Below are 14,417 nucleotides of genomic sequence, written 5' to 3'. Positions count from 1 at the left end.
CCAAGCCGTACATCATGCGGAAACGTCGTCGTCCGGGTCCAGTCCGTACAGGCGGCCGGCCGCGTGGAGGAGGTCGAGGTCGCCCGCCATGGCGGCGTCGCGCAGCCGCGCGCTGGGGGTGTGCAGGAGCTTGTTGGTCAGCGTGTTGGCGAGGAAGGCGAGGGCTTCCTCGGCCGGACGGCCCTTGCCCAGCATGGCCTGGGCCCGGGCGAGGACCTCGTCGCGCTGCGCCTCGGCCGCCGCGCGCATGTCCACCGCCGGATTGCGGAGGGTGAGGGCGCGGCGCCAGGCCATGTAGCGTTCGACCTGGAGATCGATGATCGCGTCGGCCTCGCGGGCGGCCAGCTCCCGCGAGCGGCGGTTCTCATCGATCACCTGGCGCAGGTCGTCGATGCCGTAGAGGTAGACGTCGTCCAGCGTCGCCACCTCGGGCTCGATGTCGCGCGGCACGGCGATGTCCACCATGAACATGGGGCGACGGCGGCGCGCGGCGATGGCGTCGGCGACCATCGCGCGCGTCACCACCGGCAGGCGCGACGCCGTCGACGTGATGACGATGTCGGCCTCGGCGAGGTGGCGGGGCAGGTCGGCCAGCGAGATCGCGTAGCCGGCGTAGCGGCCGGCCAGCTCCTGGGCGTTCTCGAGGGTGCGGTTGGCGACGATGAGCCGGCGCACGTTCTTGTCGGCGAGGTGGCGCGCGGCCAGTTCGATGGTCTCGCCGGCGCCGATCAGCAGCACGCAGGCCTGGCGCAGATCGGTGAACACCTGCTCGGCCAGGCGCACGGCGGTGTAGGCGACCGACACCGTGTGGGCGCCGATGCGGGTGTCGGTCCGCACGCGCTTGGCCACCGCGAAGGTGTGCTGCAGGAGCCGCTCCATGGGGGCGCGCAGGCTCTGCGCCGAGCGCGCGTGCTGGTAGGCGTCCTTCACCTGGCCCAGGATCTGCGGCTCGCCCAGCACCATCGAGTCCAGCCCCGTCGCGACGCGGAACATGTGCCTGACGGCGTCGTGTTCGTCGTGACGGTAGAGGAACTCGTCGAGGCGTTGCGGGGTCAATCGGTGCTGGCGCGACAGCCACTGGCCGGGCGTGCCCTCGAATCCTTCCGCCACGCTGCAGTACAGCTCGGTGCGGTTGCACGTGGACAGGATCATCGCCTCCTCGACCCCGGGTTGCCGGGTGAGGTCGCCGAGCGCCTCGGGTGTCACCGCGGCGTCGAAGGCCACCTGCTCGCGCAGGCTGACCGGCGCCGTGAGGTGATTGAGCCCGAGGGCGATGAGTGGCATGACTCTGAGGTCGGCTTGAGTGGCGTCGGCTAAGCTAAGGGCGCATTGTGCGCTGACAGGAGGGCCGGGGATTGTCCGGATGTGTCCTCCAGATGACGGAGAGTAGTGTGCTGACCGGTCGGTCCAAGTTCAAGCGAGTGCGGCATCTTGTGATTTCCGGCGCCCTCGGCGTCGTCCTGGCCGGCTGCGCCACCACGGGCCATGGCCCGTCGCCGGGCGAGGCCCCGCAGGCCGTCCGGACCGGCGTCCAGCCGCTCGATCGGCTGCACGTGGCCATCGTTCCGCCCGAGCGCGACCTGCAGGCGCAGCTGATGGCCGGCGACTTCGCGCTGGCGTCCAACGATCTCAAGACCGCCTCGGACGCCTACGGCAAGGCCGCGGCGATCGGCGACGACCCGAAAGTGGCCGCGCGCGCGGTCGAGCTGGCCCTCGCCGTCCACGATCAGGCGGCCGCCGGCAAGGCGCTCGACCGCTGGGCCGCGCTGGGCGCCACGCCCGCCGACCTGGCAAGCGGCCGCGCCCGGATGGCGCTGGACCGTGGCGACACCAACGAAGCCCAGCGGCAGCTGGAGATCCTCGTCGCCTCCGGTAGCCCGGATGCCTGGCGCGAGTTCGGCCGGATCGTGGTCGGCGCCCGCGACGCGGCGCAGGCCGGCGTGCTGCTCGAGCGCATCGCCACCCCGCAGCGCCTGCCCGACGACGCCACGGCCTGGCTCGCCATGAGCGAACTGGGCGAGAACCTCGGCCGGCACGACTACGCGAAGCGCATCGGCGAGGCCGCGCTGGCGAAGTTCCATGACGGCACGACCTACGCCTGGGCTGGCCAGCAGGCCTATCGCGCCGGCGACAAGGCCGGCGCGCGCAAGCTCTTCGCGAAGGCGGTCGCGAAGGACCCGAAGAACCCGCGCCTGCGCCTCGCCTACGCCACCCTGCTGATCCAGGACGGCGATCTCAAGACCGCCGGCACCCTCCTCGCCACGGGGACGCAGAACCCGGATACCTACGCCCTGCGCATGAGCCTCGCCGCGCGCGCCGGCGACAAGGCTGCGGTCGGCCGCCTGTATCAGGAGATCCGCCGCCGCCCCGACGCGGTGCAGGAAGAGAACGCCTTCGTGCTGGGGCAGCTCGCCGAACTGCTGGGCAAGCAGGAGGACGCGCTGGACTGGTACGCCGCCGTGGGCGACGACGACCCGCATATCTTCGATGCCTCCGTCCGCAGTGCCGTGGTGCTGCATCAACAGGGCAAGGACGACGACGCGCAGGAGATCGTGGCGGAACTGCAGACCACCTACGCCGACCGGCCGGACCAGCTCCGCCAGGCCTACGCCCTCGAGGGCGAACTGAACATGGACGGGCGCCACTTCGACGCGGCCGCCGCGGCCTACGACAAGGCGCTGCGTGTGAAGCCGGACGACACCGACATGCTCTACGGCCGCGGTCTCGCCTACGCCGAGGCGGGGCAGGTCGACCGCGCCGTGAGCGACTTCCGCAAGGTGCTCGAGCTGAAGCCCGGCGACATCGAGGCGAGCAACGCGCTCGGCTACACGCTGGCCGACAACGACCGCGACCTCGGCGAGGCCCAGGCGCTGATCCAGGCGGCGCGCGCCGCGCGCCCCGACGATCCGTCCGTGGCCGACTCCTGGGGCTGGCTGCAATTTCGCCAGGGCCGCCTCGACCAGGCGGAAGCCACCCTGCGCGGCGCCTGGGCGCAGCGCAAGGATGGCGACATCGGCGTGCATCTCGCCGAAGTCCTGTGGAGCCGCGGCCATCACGACGAGGCGCGCAAGCTGCTCAACGAGGTCCGCCGCATCGACCCCAGGAACGCGTCGCTCGAAAAGACCGAGCGGAAACTGAAACCCTGATGGCGCCCCTTTCGCGAATGCCGCATCCGATCCGTGTCCTCGCCGCGCTGTCGATCCTCTTCCTCGCCGCTTGCGCCACCACGCGCCCGCCGGTGCGCCAGCCCGGCGACGCCGTGACGCTCGGTCTGCAGGAGGAACGCGAGCGCTCGCTCGCCGATACCGATCACTGGACGCTCGAAGGCCGCCTTTCGGTGGCGAGCGACAAGGATTCCGGGTCGGGCAGCCTGAGCTGGCGCCAGGACGGCGACCGCTACGAGTTCGTCGTGCGCGGCCCCGTCACCGGCCGCACGTTCCGCTTGACGGGCGGGCCCGCGGGAGCCGAACTGGAAGGCCTCGACGGCGGGACGCGCCGCGGCCCCGACGCCGAGACGCTCATGGCGCAGACCGTGGGCTGGCAGATTCCGCTTGCCGAACTGAAGCGCTGGGTGCTCGGGCTGCGCGCGGATACCGGCCCCGCCGACATCGCCTTCGGCGCGGATCGCCTGCCGTCGCGGCTCGTGCAGGACGGCTGGACCGTGGACTACCGGCAATGGGACACCGTCAGGCAGCCGGCGATGCCCTCGCGCGTTTTCGCCGAGCGGCCCCCGTACAAGGTCCGCCTGTCGATCGAGAGCTGGTCGTTCGGCCGCTGATCCGCACCTTTATTGCCCCGTAGGAGCGGACCTGGCCGCGAGCACCCATCGCGGCCGGGTCCGCTCCTACGCGGGGGCCTATCCGTCATCGATCGCGGAGGGCCGCCGCTATACTGAGCGGCTTCCGTAACGCGGCTCCGCCATGCATTTCACGATCTCCCGCGCCCACGACGACGACGCCGAACGCCTCTGCGCGATCGAGCGCGCGGCCGTCGAGCTGTTCCGTGGGCACGAGGCATGGCCTTCCTACTCGGGCATGTCGCTGCCCGTCGACACGGTGCGCGAGCTGATCGCCCGCGGCATGGTCTGGGTGGCGGTGGCCGACGGCGACGTGGTCGGCTTCGTGTGCCTCGACACCGACGGGGCCGAACACGCCATCGGGATCGCCGAGATCGACGTGCTGCCGGCGTTCGGCGGCAAGGGGATCGGCGCGGCGCTGCTCGAGCACGCCTGCGCGTGGGCCCGCGAGGCGGGATATCGCCGGGTGGACCTGGGCACGCTGGCCGACGTTCCCTGGAACGCGCCGTTCTACGCGAAGCATGGCTTCGCGGTGGTCGACAAGCATGCACCGGACTTCGCGCGAGCGCTGCGGCGCGATCGCGAGAACGGCTTCCCCGACCACCTCCGCGTGTTCATGAGCCGGCCGCTCGAACCGCTGGCGCAAGGCGACTGGACCGTCTGGCCGGCACCGGCCAAGCTCAACCTGTTCCTGCGCATCGTCGGCCGTCGCGAGGACGGCTACCACGAACTGCAGACCGTCTTCCGCCTGCTCGACTGGGGCGACGAGGTCCGTCTGCGGGTGCGGACGGATGGCGCGATCACGCGTCCGAAGGCCGTTCCCGGCGTGCCCGAGGAGGCCGATCTGACCGTGCGCGCCGCCCGGCTCCTGGCGGTGCATACCGGCACCGCGCTGGGCGCCGAGATCGAGGTGTCGAAGCGGATCCCGATGGGCGGCGGCCTGGGGGGCGGCAGTTCCGACGCCGCGTCGGTGCTCGTCGGTCTCAACACGCTATGGGACACGGGCCTCGACGAGGACGCGCTGGCAGCGCTCGGCCTCGCGCTCGGCGCCGACGTGCCGGTCTTCGTCCGCGGGCGTTCCGCCTGGGCCGAGGGGGTGGGCGAGGCGCTGACCCCGATGCAACTGCCGCGCCGCTGGTACGTGGTGGTGGACCCCCGGGAGCACGTCCCCACGGCGGCGCTTTTCGCGGCGCCCGAATTGACACGCCAGGCCCCGCGGGCGACAATTTCATCCTTTGTTTCCGGGGCTTCGGCGGAAAACGCCTTCGAGCCGGTCGTGCGCGCGAGGCACCCGCGGGTGGCAGCGGCGCTGGACTGGCTGGGTGGCTTCGGCCATGCGCGGTTGTCCGGCAGCGGCGGCTGCGTCTTCCTGGAAACGAGAACCCACGAGGCGGCGCTCGGTGTCGCTTCGCGCTGTCCCGGGGGCTTCACGGCCCACGTGGCCGCGGGCATCGATCCGTCACCGCTGCTCGTCGCGCGGAACCGGATCGGGGCGAAGGGAATCGTGTCGTAACGTCGGGTAGGGCCGCGGGCTGCGGCAAAGCGAGGGCGCGCCGCACGGCTCGCCGGAACGAATTGTTGGGGCGTCGCCAAGCTGGTTAAGGCACGGGATTTTGATTCCCGCATGCGCAGGTTCGAATCCTGCCGCCCCAGCCACCGTCCGCGGTGGCAGAGCCGAACACCAACCCACCAAACGCCAGGAGTTCCTCCGTGGATACGTCCACCCCGATGCTGTTCAGCGGCAACGCGCACCGCGCGCTCGCCGACGATGTCGCCGCCCGCCTGGGCATCCCGCTCGGCAAGGCCCTCATCGGCCGGTTCAGCGACGGCGAGGCCCAGATCGAGATCGAGGAGAACGTCCGCAAGCAGGAAGTCTTCGTGATCCAGCCGACGGGCGCTCCCAGCGCGGAGAACCTGTTCGACCTGCTGGTGCTGGTGGACGCGCTCAAGCGCGCCTCGGCCGGCACGGTCACGGCGGTCATGCCGTACTTCGGCTACGCCCGCCAGGATCGTCGCCCGCGCTCGGCGCGCGTGCCGATCACGGCGAAGCTGGCGGCGAAGATGATCGCCACGGCCGGCGCGGACCGCGTGCTCACGATCGACCTGCACGCGGACCAGATCCAGGGCTTCTTCGACATCCCGGTCGACAACGTGTACGCCTCGCCGGTGCTGCTGGCCGACATCTGGCGTCACCACAGCATGGACGACCTGATCGTGGTCAGCCCGGACGTCGGCGGCGTGGTGCGTGCGCGTGCGCTCGCCAAGCGCCTCGACGACGCCGACCTCGCGATCATCGACAAGCGCCGCCCGAAGGCGAACGTGGCCACGGTCATGAACATCATCGGCGACGTGGACGGCAAGACCTGCGTCCTGGTCGACGACATCGTGGATACCGCCGGCACGCTCTGCGCCGCGGCGGCCGCCCTGAAGGAAAAGGGCGCCCGCAAGGTCGTCGCCTACTGCGTCCACCCGGTGCTCTCGGGGGCCGCGATCGACAACATCGAGCACTCCCAGCTCGACCAGCTGGTGGTGACCAATACGCTGCCGTTGCGCGACAACGCCCGTAACTGTGCGAAAATCCGTCAGTTGTCGGTCGCGGAACTGCTCGCGGAGACGATCCGCCGCATCGCCTACGGCGAATCGGTGAGCTCGCTCTACATCGACTGATCTTCGTTTTTTCGGGCTCCCCTGGTCGCGGGGGAGTCCTTTACCCACCGCCGCGAGGCGGTTTACTTGAGGCAACACCATGGCTACCAATCATCAGCTCACCGCCACGAGCCGCAAGATCGAAGGGAAGGGTGCGAGCCGCCGCCTTCGCATTGCGGGCTACGTGCCGGCTATCGTGTACGGCGCGGGCGAAGCCCCGCAGGCGATCCAGGTCCTTCACAACGACATCCTGCTCGGTTCGCGTTTCGAGTCGTTCTACTCGTCGGTCATCGAACTGACGGTCGACGGCAAGAAGCAGAGCGTCCTGATCAAGGACTGGCAGAAGCACCCGTTCAAGCAGCTCATGCTGCACATGGACTTCCAGCGCGTTAACGAGAACGAGGCCGTCCGCGTCGCCGTTCCGGTGCACTTCCTGAACCAGGAGAAGTCCCCGGCCGGCAAGACCGCCGGTCTGGTGATCTCGCACAACCTGACGGAAGTGACCGTCTCGTGCCTGCCGAAGAACCTGCCGGAGTTCATCGAACTCGACCTGGCCGACCTGAAGGCCGGCGACATCGTCCACCTGTCCGACCTCAAGCTGCCGGCCGGCGTGGAAATCCCGGAACTGGGCCTCGGCAAGGAGCACGACGTCGCCGTCGTCACCGTGGCCGCGATCCAGGAAGAAGTCGATCCGACGGCCGCCGAAGGTGGCGACGCCGCCGCGACCGAAGAGAAGAAGTAATCGGCACCGGCCCGCGCGCCTCCGCGCCGCGGGCCGGCTCCGCTTTTCGCAATGGCGACACTTCGTCTTATCGTCGGCCTCGGTAACCCCGGGGCCGAATACGTCAGGACCCGGCACAACGCCGGGTTCTGGTGCGTCGACGCCCTGGCGATGGATCAGGGGGAGCGCTGGACCTTCGACGGCAAGCTGCACGGCGAGACCTGCAAGCTGCGCATCGGGGGCGAGACGGTCTGGCTGCTCAAGCCCGCGACGTTCATGAACAAGAGCGGCATCGCCGTCGCCTCGGCGCTGCGCTACTACAAGATCGCGCCGGAAGAGTGCCTCGTCGCCCACGACGAACTGGACCTCTCGCCCGGCACCGTCCGCATGAAGTTCGACGGCGGCCACGGCGGCCAGAACGGACTGCGCGACATCATGGCCCACCTGGGCCACGGCAAGTTCCACCGCCTGCGGGTCGGCATCGGCCACCCGGGGCACAAGGACAAGGTCACCCCCTGGGTGCTCGGACGTCCCAGCGCGGCCGACGAGGACGCCATCATGCACGGCATCGGGCGCGCGTTCGACGTGCTGCCGCTGGCGCTCGATGGCAAGTTCGAGGAAGCCATGAAGCGCCTGCACACGGTCGCCTGACCACTCCCACATCTCATCGGACACAGATTCGCCATGGGCATCAAATGCGGCATCGTCGGCCTGCCTAACGTCGGCAAGTCCACCCTCTTCAACGCGCTGACCAAGGCCGGCATCGCCGCCGCCAACTTCCCGTTCTGCACGATCGAGCCGAACACGGGCATCGTGCCGGTGCCGGATCCGCGCCTCGACGCGCTCTCGGCCATCGTGAAGCCGCAGCGCGTGATCCCGACGACGATGGAATTCGTCGACATCGCGGGCCTCGTGGCCGGCGCGTCGAAGGGCGAGGGTCTCGGCAACAAGTTTCTCGCGCACATCCGCGAAACCGATGCCATCGCGCACGTCGTGCGCTGCTTCGAAGACGGCAACGTCATCCACGTCGCCAACAAGGTCGATCCGATCGCCGACATCGAGACGATCGACACCGAACTGGCGCTCGCGGATCTCGAATCCGTCCTGAAGGCGCTCGACCGCGCGACGCGCTCGGCGAAGGCGAACGACAAGGACGCGCTGGCGAAGAAGCCGGTGCTCGAGAAGCTGCGCGACGCCCTCGACCAGGGCAAGTCCGCGCGCGCCGCCGGCCTCGACGCCGACGAGAAGGCGCTGGTGAAGGACATGTTCCTCATCACCATGAAGCCGCTGATGTACATCGCGAACGTCGCGGAAGACGGCTTCGAGAACAATCCGCACCTCGACGCCGTGCGCGCCCGCGCGGTGGAGGAGGGCGCGGAAGTCGTGCCCGTCTGCGCGGCGATCGAAGAAGAGCTCTCGCAGCTCGACGACGCCGACCGCGACGAGTTCCTGAAGGACCTCGGCCTCGACGAGCCGGGCCTCAACCGCGTGATCCGCGCCGGCTACAAGCTGCTCGGCCTGCAGACCTACTTCACGGCCGGCGAGAAGGAAGTGCGTGCGTGGCAGGTCCGCGCCGGTTCCACGGCGCCGCAGGCCGCCGGCGTCATCCACACGGATTTCGAGCGCGGCTTCATCCGCGCCGAAACGGTGGGCTACGACGACTACATCAAGTTCAACGGCGAGCAGGGCGCCAAGGAAGCGGGCCGCCTCCGTCTCGAAGGCAAGGACTACATCGTCAAGGAAGGCGACGTCCTGCACTTCCGCTTCAACGTGTAACGACGAACCCCGGCCCCGCCGGGGTTTTTTTTTTCAGGGGCAGCGTGGAGTGCCCCTGTGGGAGCGGACCCGGCCGCGACAGCTTTTCGCGAGGGCGTGTCGCCAGCTCAAGGTTCCATCGGCGTCCGGGCCCGTTCCGCTCCAGCCCACTGGCGGGCAATTCAATCGCTTGCAATCGAACTGCCTCGCCCCTAGATTCCGGGGCATGAGCAAGCCCTCCATTCCCGCCGGTACCCAGGTGCCCCGCACGGTCGACGGGCAGCTGTGCTTCGCCCTGTATTCGGCGAACCTGGCGATGGGCAAGCTCTATCGCCAGCTGCTGGCGAACCTGGACATCACCTACCCGCAGTACCTGGTGATGATGGTGCTGTGGGAGCGCGACGGCATCACGGTGTCGGAACTGGGCGAGCGCCTGTTCCTCGATTCCGCGACGCTCACCCCGCTGCTGAAGCGGCTGCAGGCCGCCGGCTTGGTGGAACGGACGCGCGGCACGGAGGACGAGCGGCAGGTCATCGTGACGCTGACCGACGCGGGCAGGGCGATGCGCGAGAAGGCGGCCGACGTGCCGGTGGACGTGTTCTGCGCCACCGGTTGCGATGTCGACACGCTCGTCAGCCTGAAGGACCAGCTCGAGACCCTGCGCTCGGGCCTCGTCGAGAACAATCGCCGCTGATCGTTCAGCCGGTGCCGCTGACCTGGCGCTGCATGTGGTCGAGGTACTGGTCGAGTTCGGCCACGGTGGCGAATACCTCGGCGATCGGCACGGCCTTCACGATCTCGAAGACCTTCTTCACCTGGGGCTGGGGGTTCAGCAGCAGCGTGCGGGCGTCGCGGTCGTGCATGCTCTTGCGCAACTGCGCCAGGCTGCGCAGGCCGGCGCTGCTGATGTATTCGAGCGCGGAGAGGTCGACGACCAGCGTGCCGCCGTTGTCCACCAGCGGCGTGATGTCCCGCAGCGCCTCGTCGAGCGCCGTGTAGTTCGCCGCGTCGAGGCGGCCCTCCAGCCAGACGACGGTGCGGTGGGTCGAAGGGGTTTCGCTGCGGACGATGAGGGTCATGTGGCGGGCTCGTCGGAAGGGTCGAAGCGGATGACGACACGGTTGCCGTCGGCATCGCGCGCATAGTGGAAGTCGCTGGCGATGCTGCGCGCGAGGTGGAGGCCAAGGCCGCCGATCTCGCGGCGCGCGATGTCGCCGGGCAGTTCGGGTGTTTCGTATTGCAGCGGATCGAAGGGCACCGCGTCGTCGCGGAGCTCGAGGTGCACGACGTCCGTCTCCACCCGGAGCAGGATCTCGATGCTTCCCTCGCGCCCGTCGGGGTAGCCGTGGCGCACGGTGTTGACCAGCAGCTCTTCCAGCACGAGGCGCACGTCCGCGCGACAGGACGGATCGACCTCGGCGCGGTCGAGGGTTCCCTCGGCCCTGTCCAGCGCGAGGAAGACATCCTCGAGCCGGTTAGGAATGCGCAACCGCATCGAGCGGCACCTCCGTCACGCGACTGTCGTGCCAGGTGAGGGCGAGCAAGGCGATGTCGTCGTACGCCGGCGCGCCGGCGACGTACGCGTCGACGTCGCCGAGCACCTGCTCGACATAGGCCTCGGGCGTCGCGCCGTCCTGCAGGCGCGCGACGCTGTCGAGGATCGCGTGCGACCCGAAGAGCTTCTGGCTGGCCGCGTGCGCCTCGCTGACGCCGTCGGTGTACATGAGCACGGTGTCGCCCCCAAGCAACGTGAGTACGCGCACAGGGTAACGCGCATCGCGGTCGAGGCCGAGCGCGGGGCCCGTTTCGACGTCCACGAACAGCGCGCTGCCGCCCGCGTGCAGCACCGGCTGCTCGTGGCCGGCACTGGCCAGCGTGAGGAGGCCGGTCTCGGTTTCCAGCACGCCGCACAGCAGCGTGACGAACATGCAGGTGTCGTTGCCCTTGCACAGTTCGCGGTTCAGCGCGCCGAGGATGTCGCTGGGCGAACGCGCGTGCGTGGCGATCGTACGCGCCAGCGTGATCGTGCGCGCCATGAACAGGGCGGCGGGGATGCCCTTGTCGGATACGTCGCCCACCATCACGCAGATGTGCTTCGCGCCGAGCGCGAAGTAGGTGTAGAGATCGCCGCCCACCGCGCTCGCCGGGCGCAGGACTGCGTGCAGTTCGACGCGGCCATCGTCCGCGAGCCAGTGCGCCTCGGGAATCAGCGCGAGCTGGATCTGCCGGGCGATGTCCAGTTCGCTGGCCATGCGCTCCTGCTCGCGGGCGAGCTGCTTGGCGCTGTCGATGTGGCCCGCGAGCTGGCGGCGCATCTGGTCGAAGGCGCGCGTCAGGCGTCCCACCTCGTCCTTGCGGCGCACGTCGGGCAGCGCGAAGTCGAGTTCGCCCCGGGCCACGTCCTCCGCGCGATCGGAAAGGATGCCGAGCGGGGCCATCATCCGGCGCGTGATGACCAGCGCGATCAGCGAGACGCCGGCGAGGGCGGCCAGGCCCAGGAGGATGTCGACATAGTAGGTGCGGCGGAGGTCCGCGAGCACCTCGCGCTCCGGCATGGTCAGTCCGGCGGTCCAGGTGGTGCCGGCGATCGGCACCAGGTAGACCCACACGGGCTCGCTCACCCGGCCGCCCATCTCCGGGGTGATGCGGACCGGGTTGCGGTGTTCCTTCAGCGCGGCGACGAAGGGCTTGCTGCCACGCGTCCCGACGTAGGACGTCCAGTCGTGGGCGAGGAACATGCCGTCGGCATCCACCACGAACGCCGCGGCGTGGTCGGGCTTGTTCAGTTCGCCCAGCAGCTGCTGCAGCCAGCCGAGGCTGATCGTGACGTCCGCCACGCCGGCGACCGACGTCGTGGAACCCGGGATGGCGACCGAGTAGCCGACCAGCGTGTCGTTGCGTCCCGCCATGTGGAAGGGCGACTGCCAGCAGCCGTGCTCGCAGTTGAGGCCGCGAACGAACCACGGGGCTGTCCAGTACGTTTCGGGATCGGCGAGGCGACTGCCCATGCTCAGCGCGCCGTCGGGCGCGCGGCGTGCCATGGCCGCGTCGGCCTCCCGGGCGGCGCCGTTGTGGGGAATGAAGGCCGCCGTGATGTCCACGATCTCGGGATTCACGGCCAGGGTGTCGCGAATCAGGGCAGGGGCCTCGTCGCGGCGCGTCTTCAGGACGCCGGCGAGCACGCGCGCCACGCGGGCGACGGCATCGAGACGGCCCTGGATGCGCGTCGCGGCCCAGCCTGAGACAGCGGAGGCCTCCTGCTCGGTCTGCGCGAGCATCTGCTCCCGGGTGTGCGAGAGCATGAGGCCACCGGTCACGATCAGCACGATCGCCGAGCCCAGCAGGACGCCCAGGGCGAGCCGCGTTGCGACGCTGCGAAGGACCATGGGTGGCTCCGGTGGGCTATGACCCGAATCTATGCCCGCCGGGGCAGCCCGACAAGCCACCGGAACGTCATAATGAGACTTTCCCCCAGCAAGGTAAGGGCATGCCCGGCACCCAGCGTGAAGTCGAGTTTCGTTTCCTGGCCCAGCCGACCGATGTCAATTTCGGCGGCAAGGTGCACGGCGGCATGGCGATGAAGTGGATCGACCAGGCGGGCTACGCCTGCGCGGTGGGCTGGAGCGGCGCCTACTGTGTCACCGCGTCGGTCAGCGGCATCCAGTTCCTGGCGCCGATCCTGATCGGCGACCTGGTTACGGTGAGGGCACGGCTGATCCACACGGGCACCTCCAGCATGCACCTGTCCGTGGACGTGCTCGCCCGCGACCTGCGCAGCGGCGAGCAGCGCCTGGCGACCAGCTGCGTCATGGTGTTCGTGGCGCTGGACAAGCCGGACGGCGGCAAGCCGACGCCGGTACCGCCATGGAAGCCCGTGGAGGAACGCGACGTCCGGCTGCAGGAATACGCGCTGAAGCTCATGGAGATGTCGCGCGCCATGGAGCCGCTCGTGCTGGCGACGCGCGAGGCCTGAGCCATCACCCGGAGCGGGCACCCAGAGGGTTACCTGCAACGGAGGCCTTTCATTCGTCGGGCGTCGTCGCTACACTTCGCGGCCCCCGACCGGAACCCGTCCCGGCGGGTCGTCGACACCGTTGTGAAACGGTCGCCACGCGTGATTTCCACGTGCGGAAGTTGTTGACAGGTTCCAGGACGCTCGCGACAATAGGCGTTCTTTGTTGGAGGAATACCCAAGCGGCCAACGGGGGCAGACTGTAAATCTGCTGGCTTACGCCTTCGGTGGTTCGAATCCACCTTCCTCCACCATACGAGTTCCGCGCGGTGCGGGAGTAGTTCAATGGTAGAACTTCAGCCTTCCAAGCTGATTGTGCGGGTTCGATTCCCGTCTCCCGCTCCATTGTTTCTACGCGCACTGCGTCACGTGCTCATGTAGCTCAGTCGGTAGAGCACTTCCTTGGTAAGGAAGAGGTCGCTGGTTCGATTCCAGTCATGAGCACCATCTTCGTCGTCCGCGGCGGTTCCTTTTTTACTATCTCATTGGCTCCAGCGGAGTTTAGCGCTCATGGCAAAGGGTAAGTTCGAACGTAAGAAGCCGCACGTCAACGTCGGCACCATCGGTCACGTCGATCACGGCAAGACCACGCTCACGGCTGCCCTGACGAAGATCGGCGCCGAGCGTTTCGGCGGTGAATTCAAGGACTACGGTTCGATCGACGCGGCGCCGGAAGAGAAGGCGCGCGGCATCACGATCTCGACCGCGCACGTGGAATACGAATCGCCGACCCGTCACTACGGTCACGTCGATTGCCCGGGCCACGCCGACTACGTCAAGAACATGATCACGGGTGCGGCGCAGATGGACGGCGCGATCCTGGTCTGCTCGGCCGCTGACGGCCCGATGCCGCAGACGCGCGAGCACATCCTGCTGTCGCGTCAGGTCGGCGTGCCGTACATCGTCGTGTTCCTGAACAAGGCCGACATGGTGGACGACGCCGAGCTGCTCGAGCTGGTCGAGATGGAAGTGCGCGAGCTGCTGTCGAAGTACGAGTTCCCGGGCGACGACACCCCGATCATCGCGGGTTCGGCGCGTCTGGCGCTGGACGGCGACCAGTCGGACATCGGCGTGCCGGCGATCATCAAGCTGGTCGACGCGCTCGACAGCTGGATCCCGGAGCCGGAGCGCGACATCGACAAGCCGTTCCTGCTGCCGGTCGAAGACGTGTTCTCGATCTCGGGTCGCGGCACGGTGCTGACCGGTCGCGTCGAGCGCGGCATCGTCAAGGTGGGTGACGCGGCCGAAGTGGTCGGCCTGAAGGACACCCAGAGCACGACGGTGACGGGCGTGGAAATGTTCCGCAAGCTGCTGGATCAGGGTCAGGCCGGTGACAACGTCGGCGTGCTGGTCCGCGGTCTGAAGCGTGAAGACGTCGAGCGTGGCCAGGTGCTGGCCAAGCCGGGTTCGGTGACGCCGCACACGCAGTTCGAGGGTGAGGTGTACATCCTGTCGAAGGACGAGGGTGGCCGTCACACGCCGTTCTT

General features: G+C 68.8%; 14 protein-coding genes and 4 tRNA genes. 14 read left to right on the top strand and 4 right to left on the bottom strand.

What is annotated here, in order from left to right; genetic code table 11:
* Positions 1–12: 12 nt before the first annotated feature.
* On the bottom strand, positions 13–1,284 hold the full coding sequence (gene hemA / locus BMY69_RS18030) for a glutamyl-tRNA reductase (RefSeq protein WP_090055016.1): 1,272 nt from the start codon (positions 1,282–1,284) through the stop codon (positions 13–15).
* 92 nt (positions 1,285–1,376) lie between these two features.
* On the opposite strand from hemA, the gene BMY69_RS18025 reads away from it, so the two are divergent.
* The 9 genes from BMY69_RS18025 (at position 1,377) to BMY69_RS17985 (ending at position 9,612) form a co-directional block, all read left to right on the top strand.
* The gene (locus tag BMY69_RS18025) at positions 1,377–3,146 is read left to right on the top strand and encodes a tetratricopeptide repeat protein (protein ID WP_090180897.1); all 1,770 of its coding nucleotides are present in this window, start codon (positions 1,377–1,379) and stop codon (positions 3,144–3,146) included.
* A gap of 17 nt (positions 3,147–3,163) precedes the next feature.
* The gene (gene lolB, locus BMY69_RS18020) at positions 3,164–3,778 is read left to right on the top strand and encodes a lipoprotein insertase outer membrane protein LolB (RefSeq protein ID WP_090180894.1); all 615 of its coding nucleotides are present in this window, start codon (positions 3,164–3,166) and stop codon (positions 3,776–3,778) included.
* 142 nt (positions 3,779–3,920) lie between these two features.
* Entirely contained in the window at positions 3,921–5,309 is a 1,389-nt protein-coding gene (ispE, locus tag BMY69_RS18015) for a 4-(cytidine 5'-diphospho)-2-C-methyl-D-erythritol kinase (RefSeq protein WP_090180891.1), read from the top strand.
* A 66-nt stretch (positions 5,310–5,375) separates the two neighbouring features.
* Positions 5,376–5,452: transfer RNA gene (locus BMY69_RS18010), tRNA-Gln, on the top strand.
* Between the two features lie 72 nt (positions 5,453–5,524).
* Positions 5,525–6,463, top strand: coding sequence for a ribose-phosphate diphosphokinase (locus BMY69_RS18005; RefSeq protein WP_090055010.1), 939 nt, complete (start codon positions 5,525–5,527; stop codon positions 6,461–6,463).
* Between the two features lie 79 nt (positions 6,464–6,542).
* Positions 6,543–7,184, top strand: a complete 642-nt coding sequence (locus tag BMY69_RS18000) for a 50S ribosomal protein L25/general stress protein Ctc (protein ID WP_090055008.1) — start codon at positions 6,543–6,545, stop codon at positions 7,182–7,184.
* 51 nt (positions 7,185–7,235) lie between these two features.
* The gene (gene pth, locus BMY69_RS17995) at positions 7,236–7,814 is read left to right on the top strand and encodes an aminoacyl-tRNA hydrolase (RefSeq protein WP_090055007.1); all 579 of its coding nucleotides are present in this window, start codon (positions 7,236–7,238) and stop codon (positions 7,812–7,814) included.
* A gap of 33 nt (positions 7,815–7,847) precedes the next feature.
* The gene (ychF, locus tag BMY69_RS17990) at positions 7,848–8,939 is read left to right on the top strand and encodes a redox-regulated ATPase YchF (protein WP_090055005.1); all 1,092 of its coding nucleotides are present in this window, start codon (positions 7,848–7,850) and stop codon (positions 8,937–8,939) included.
* A 205-nt stretch (positions 8,940–9,144) separates the two neighbouring features.
* Positions 9,145–9,612, top strand: a complete 468-nt coding sequence (locus BMY69_RS17985) for a MarR family winged helix-turn-helix transcriptional regulator (RefSeq protein WP_090180888.1) — start codon at positions 9,145–9,147, stop codon at positions 9,610–9,612.
* Positions 9,613–9,616: 4 nt separating this feature from the next.
* Here BMY69_RS17985 and BMY69_RS17980 read toward each other — a convergent pair whose 3' ends face one another.
* From BMY69_RS17980 to BMY69_RS17975, 3 genes are read right to left on the bottom strand one after another with little or no spacing between them, the layout of a single operon-like run.
* Positions 9,617–9,997 (bottom strand): STAS domain-containing protein, encoded by a 381-nt coding sequence (locus BMY69_RS17980; protein WP_090180886.1) that lies wholly within the window; start codon positions 9,995–9,997, stop codon positions 9,617–9,619.
* Positions 9,994–10,413, bottom strand: a complete 420-nt coding sequence (locus BMY69_RS19950) for an ATP-binding protein (protein ID WP_254779186.1) — start codon at positions 10,411–10,413, stop codon at positions 9,994–9,996. The genes BMY69_RS17980 and BMY69_RS19950 overlap by 4 nt, the downstream gene beginning before the upstream one ends.
* Complete coding sequence (locus BMY69_RS17975) at positions 10,394–12,304, bottom strand: SpoIIE family protein phosphatase (protein ID WP_255364609.1); 1,911 nt, start codon at positions 12,302–12,304, stop codon at positions 10,394–10,396. The genes BMY69_RS19950 and BMY69_RS17975 overlap by 20 nt, the downstream gene beginning before the upstream one ends.
* A gap of 101 nt (positions 12,305–12,405) precedes the next feature.
* Here BMY69_RS17975 and BMY69_RS17970 point away from each other — a divergent pair, with 101 nt between their 5' ends.
* The 5 genes from BMY69_RS17970 to tuf form a co-directional block, all read left to right on the top strand.
* Positions 12,406–12,891, top strand: a complete 486-nt coding sequence (locus tag BMY69_RS17970) for an acyl-CoA thioesterase (RefSeq protein ID WP_090055000.1) — start codon at positions 12,406–12,408, stop codon at positions 12,889–12,891.
* Between the two features lie 207 nt (positions 12,892–13,098).
* Positions 13,099–13,184: transfer RNA gene (locus tag BMY69_RS17965), tRNA-Tyr, on the top strand.
* Between the two features lie 17 nt (positions 13,185–13,201).
* Positions 13,202–13,275 (top strand) — tRNA-Gly (locus BMY69_RS17960).
* A 26-nt stretch (positions 13,276–13,301) separates the two neighbouring features.
* Positions 13,302–13,377, top strand: a tRNA-Thr gene (locus BMY69_RS17955).
* 63 nt (positions 13,378–13,440) lie between these two features.
* Positions 13,441–14,417, top strand: a 977-nt coding sequence (tuf, locus tag BMY69_RS17950; protein ID WP_090180884.1) for an elongation factor Tu, incomplete at its 3' end; no start/stop codon positions are given.

The organism is Luteibacter sp. UNC138MFCol5.1, assembly GCF_900110505.1.
Lineage (GTDB): Bacteria > Pseudomonadota > Gammaproteobacteria > Xanthomonadales > Rhodanobacteraceae > Luteibacter.
This window is presented reverse-complemented; position numbering and strand designations above follow the sequence as displayed.

What these genes read in the sequence shown, in the direction of transcription:
- lolB (WP_090180894.1), top strand. Translation starts at nt 3,164, where the DNA reads ATGCCGCATCCGATCCGTGTCCTCGCCGCGCTGTCGATCCTCTTCCTC.
- pth (WP_090055007.1), top strand. Translation starts at nt 7,236, where the DNA reads ATGGCGACACTTCGTCTTATCGTCGGCCTCGGTAACCCCGGGGCCGAA.
- ispE (WP_090180891.1), top strand. Translation starts at nt 3,921, where the DNA reads ATGCATTTCACGATCTCCCGCGCCCACGACGACGACGCCGAACGCCTC.
- BMY69_RS17980 (WP_090180886.1), bottom strand. Translation starts at nt 9,997, where the DNA reads ATGACCCTCATCGTCCGCAGCGAAACCCCTTCGACCCACCGCACCGTC.
- ychF (WP_090055005.1), top strand. Translation starts at nt 7,848, where the DNA reads ATGGGCATCAAATGCGGCATCGTCGGCCTGCCTAACGTCGGCAAGTCC.
- BMY69_RS18005 (WP_090055010.1), top strand. Translation starts at nt 5,525, where the DNA reads ATGCTGTTCAGCGGCAACGCGCACCGCGCGCTCGCCGACGATGTCGCC.
- BMY69_RS18000 (WP_090055008.1), top strand. Translation starts at nt 6,543, where the DNA reads ATGGCTACCAATCATCAGCTCACCGCCACGAGCCGCAAGATCGAAGGG.
- BMY69_RS19950 (WP_254779186.1), bottom strand. Translation starts at nt 10,413, where the DNA reads ATGCGGTTGCGCATTCCTAACCGGCTCGAGGATGTCTTCCTCGCGCTG.
- BMY69_RS18025 (WP_090180897.1), top strand. Translation starts at nt 1,377, where the DNA reads ATGACGGAGAGTAGTGTGCTGACCGGTCGGTCCAAGTTCAAGCGAGTG.
- BMY69_RS17985 (WP_090180888.1), top strand. Translation starts at nt 9,145, where the DNA reads ATGAGCAAGCCCTCCATTCCCGCCGGTACCCAGGTGCCCCGCACGGTC.
- hemA (WP_090055016.1), bottom strand. Translation starts at nt 1,284, where the DNA reads ATGCCACTCATCGCCCTCGGGCTCAATCACCTCACGGCGCCGGTCAGC.
- BMY69_RS17970 (WP_090055000.1), top strand. Translation starts at nt 12,406, where the DNA reads ATGCCCGGCACCCAGCGTGAAGTCGAGTTTCGTTTCCTGGCCCAGCCG.
- BMY69_RS17975 (WP_255364609.1), bottom strand. Translation starts at nt 12,304, where the DNA reads ATGGTCCTTCGCAGCGTCGCAACGCGGCTCGCCCTGGGCGTCCTGCTG.